This window comes from Lyngbya sp. CCY1209, assembly GCF_055795065.1.
This window is the reverse complement of sequence record NZ_JAYFER010000522.1, coordinates 1-4,064: the sequence shown is the minus strand read 5'-3', so window position 1 is coordinate 4,064 and position 4,064 is coordinate 1. Positions and strand designations below refer to the sequence as shown.

At 59.4% G+C, this 4,064-nt stretch carries 2 protein-coding genes; one reads left to right on the top strand and one right to left on the bottom strand.

The window, feature by feature from the left end; all coding sequences use genetic code 11:
- Positions 1–108: 108 nt before the first annotated feature.
- Positions 109–2,733 (bottom strand): DNA gyrase subunit A, encoded by a 2,625-nt coding sequence (gyrA, locus tag AC0QHF_RS17180; protein ID WP_324705457.1) that lies wholly within the window; start codon positions 2,731–2,733, stop codon positions 109–111.
- A 249-nt stretch (positions 2,734–2,982) separates the two neighbouring features.
- Between gyrA and AC0QHF_RS17175 the strand changes: the two genes are divergently transcribed.
- Positions 2,983–3,912: a histone deacetylase family protein gene (locus tag AC0QHF_RS17175; protein WP_324705456.1), complete on the top strand. Its 930-nt coding sequence runs from the start codon at positions 2,983–2,985 to the stop codon at positions 3,910–3,912.
- Positions 3,913–4,064 lie beyond the last annotated feature (152 nt).

Genomic DNA, 4,064 nt, shown 5'->3' with positions numbered 1-4,064 from the left:
TCAATTCTCCTCAATTCTCTATCTGTGGGGGCAACCGTCCCGGGTTGCCCAGATTGGGCGGAATTGGATGGGGAAAGCCGGCACGGAGGCCGGCCCCCACGACTTTTTCTATTCCGCGACTTCGGCGACTTCTTCCAACTCCGCCGCCACTTCAGCTTCGTCTCCCTCGGCGGAAATCGGAACCAGGGCCACGGCCGCGATCGCATCTTCGCTGTCCAACCGCTGCACCCGCACCCCCGTGGCACTCCGGGACTGGCTGGGAATGGCGTTCACCACCTGGCGGATGATGATCCCCCGGCCCGTCACCAGCATCAGTTCGTCCATCTCGTGCACCACCTGGAGGGCCACCACGCAATCGTCCGACAGATGCGGCTTGAACTTGGTGGCGATGATCCCCTTTCCAGCGCGATTTTGCAGCCGGAATTGACCCACCGGAACCCGCTTTCCGTAGCCTCCCGTCGTGATCACCAGGACGGAAACGCCGTCGGGGTCGATCGCGGTTTCTTCCGTTTCTTCCCCTTCCTCGGCGACGGTGGTTTCCTCTTCTTCGAGTTCCGCCTCTTCGCCGCCCAACTGGGCGATATTGGCGACGATAAAACTGGGCAAAATATCCATACCGATCAGTTCGTCATCCTTGCGGAGTTTCATCGCCTTCACCCCCCGCGTCGCCCGACCGAGAGGCCGCAATTGCTTGTCGTCGGTGCGGAAATGGATCGCCATCCCCCGCCGGGAACCGATGATGATGCTGTCGTCCACTTTTGCCCGCCGCACCCAGCGCAGTTCGTCCCCTTCGTTCAACGAAATGGCAATTAAACCATTCGATCGGATGTTGGCGAAGGCGGAAAGGGCCGTTTTTTTGATGTAACCGCCCTTGGTCAACATCACCAAATATTCGTCGTTGCTGAATTCGCTCACCGGCACCAAAGAGGTGATCCGTTCCTCCCGGGGGATGGGCAACATCTGCACGATGGGAACCCCCCGCGCCGCCCGGGAACCGATGGGAATTTGATAGGCTTTCAAACAGTAAACCACGCCGCGATCGCTGAACAGCAAAATGCTGTCGTGGTCGCAACAACTCAGGAAATGTTCGATCCCGTCATCTTCCTTCATTTTGGTGCCGGATTTGCCCCGGGTCGCCCGATTTTGGGCGTCGAAGGTGTTGACGGGCATCCGCTTGATGTAGCCCTGTTCGGTCAGCAGGATGATCGCTTTTTCGTTGGCGATCAGATCCGTTTCGTCGAGTTCGCTTTCGGACAGTTCGATTTCCGTGCGCCGGGGCGTGCCGTGCCGTTCTTGCAGTTCCTTGGCTTCCCGCTCGACGATCTCCAAAATCCGCTCCCGCCGATTCAGGATATCGTCGAGATCGGCAATTTTAGCCAGCAGTTCCTCGTGTTCTTGTTGGATCTTCTGGGCTTCCAGGGCGGTCAGGCGCCGCAATTGCATCTGCAAAATGGCGTCGGCCTGGGGTTCGGAGAGGCCGAACCGGTCCATCAATTCCTGCTTGGCGGTGGGGGTGTCGGCCGCGTGGCGAATTAGGGCGATGATCGCGTCGAGATTGTCGAGGGCGATCAATAATCCTTGCAGCAGGTGGTCCCGCTCTTCGGCTTTGCGTTTTTCGTATTCGGTGCGGCGCCGGATCGTGTCGATGCGGAAGTCGAGGAACACCTGGAGGTATTGCTTCAGGGTGAGCAGTTCTGGCTTGCCGTTGACGAGAGCCAACATATTCGCCCCGAAGTTGTTCTGGAGGGGGGTTTGTTTGTAGAGGTTGTTGAGGACGACTCTGGGGTAGGCGTCCCGTCTCAGTTCCACCACGATCCGCATCCCGTCGCGATCGCTCTCGTCCCGGATGTCGGAGATCCCTTCGAGTCGCTTCTCGTTCACCATTTCGGCGATCTTTTCGATCAGGGCTGCCTTGTTGGTTTGGTAGGGGAGTTGGGTGATGATGATCGCTTCGCGATCGGGCCGTCCCCGGTGTTCGATGGTTTCGATCTCGGCGACGCCGCGCATGGTGATGGAACCCCGCCCGGTGGTGTAGGCCTCCCGAATGCCCGATCGCCCCAGAATTTTCGCCCCGGTGGGGAAGTCCGGCCCGGGGATGTACCGCATCAGCTCGGTGTCGGTGATGTCGGGGTTGTGGATGGTGGCGATTAGTCCGTCCACCAGTTCTCCCAGGTTGTGGGGGGGGATGTTGGTGGCCATGCCCACGGCGATGCCGGAGGAGCCGTTGAGCAGGAGTTGGGGGATGCGGGCCGGCAGGACCAGCGGTTCCTGTTGGGAGCCGTCGAAGTTGTCCCCGAAATCCACCGTGTCGGAGTCGATGTCCCGCAACATGGCGTCGCAGGTGAGGGCGTGGAGGCGGCATTCGGTGTATCGCATCGCCGCCGGGGGGTCGTTGTCCACGGAGCCGAAGTTGCCGTGGCCCTGGATCAGGGGCGATCGCATCGAAAAGTTCTGGGCCATCCGCACCAGGGCGTCATATACCGCAGTATCGCCGTGGGGATGGTATTTACCGAGAACCTCCCCCACGACGCGGGCGCACTTCCGGAACGGGCGGTCGGGGGTCAGGCCCAGTTCGTGCATGGCGTAGAGAATGCGGCGGTGTACCGGCTTGAACCCGTCTTTCGCATCTGGCAGCGCCCGACCTACAATGACGCTCATGGCGTATTCTAGATAAGACTGCTGCATCTCGTTCCGCAAATCCGTCGGGATAATTCGCGACTCGGAGGTGCTCATACGATCAAAAACTCCATTAACATCCAAAAAACAGCCGCTTTTTATTTAAACAATTCGATAAAATAATTCTATCCGATGGTTTTGTTTAAAAAGAGACGACTATCTCTTGAAATTATAACATAGTTTCTGGGGTTTTCGGATTTCAAATCCGGCGGCGCGATCGCCCCTTTCAACGATCGCCGTCGCCCCCCATCGCAAAGTGAAAATACCCACCATCTTTTTCGCCAGTTGTCAATCCCCAGTGTTGCCATGTTAAGCGTTATCTACTCCGACGAATTTCTACAGCACAAAACGGGTCTATTTCACCCCGAACGACCGGAACGCCTCGGGGCGATCGTCGAGGCGTTGCGATCGGCTCCCTGGACGCAACAATTGCAGTGGCTCTCCCCCACCCCCGTTGAAAAACGCCGGGAAGCCATCTTGGAAGCGATCGCAGCCCTGCACACCGAGGAACACATCCGCCGGGTCGAAAGCATCGCCAGTTCCGGGGGCGGCTACCTGGACGGCGATACCCCCGTTTCCCCCGACAGCTACGATGTCGCCCTGCTGGCGGTGAGCGCCTGGCTCGACGGCATCGACCGCACCCTGTCCGGCGGCAAACCCTCCTTCGTCCTAGCCCGCCCGCCGGGACACCACGCCGAAGCCGGCCGGGGGATGGGATTTTGCCTGTTTTCCAACGCCGCGATCGCCGCCCGCTACGCCCTCGAACAGCCCGGAGTCAACCGCGTCGCCATCCTCGATTGGGACGTCCACCACGGCAACGGCACCCAAAGCCTCGTCGAAAATCACCCCCGACTCGCCTACTGTTCCCTGCACCAGTCCCCCTGCTACCCCGGAACCGGCTATCCCCAGGAGCGGGGCGCCTACGAAAATGTGTTGAATCTGCCCATGTCCCCGGGAAGCACCTTCGCATTATATCAACCCGCCTTCGAGCAGAAAGTCATCCCCTTCCTGAAGGGGTTTCAACCCGACTTGCTCATCGTCAGCGCCGGATACGACGCCAACCGAGCCGACCCCCTGGCCAGCATTTCCCTCGAACCCGAAAATTTCGGCTGGTTCGCCACCCAATGCCTGCAACTCACCCCAAAGATCGTCTTCGGCTTAGAAGGCGGCTATGACCTGAAAACCCTGGCTCAGTCGGTGGTGGCGACGGTGGAATCCTGTTTGGCTTCCGATTGAGAGAAGTGGGGGCAGGGCAGGCAGGGCAGGTAGAGGGGCACAGGGGCACAGGAGGCAGGGGAGGCAGGGGGGGCACAGGAGGCAGGGGGGGCTCCAGGAGGCAAATTTCTAGTCAGATCTGTACAAATTTCCCAATCATCTTCAGATGATTT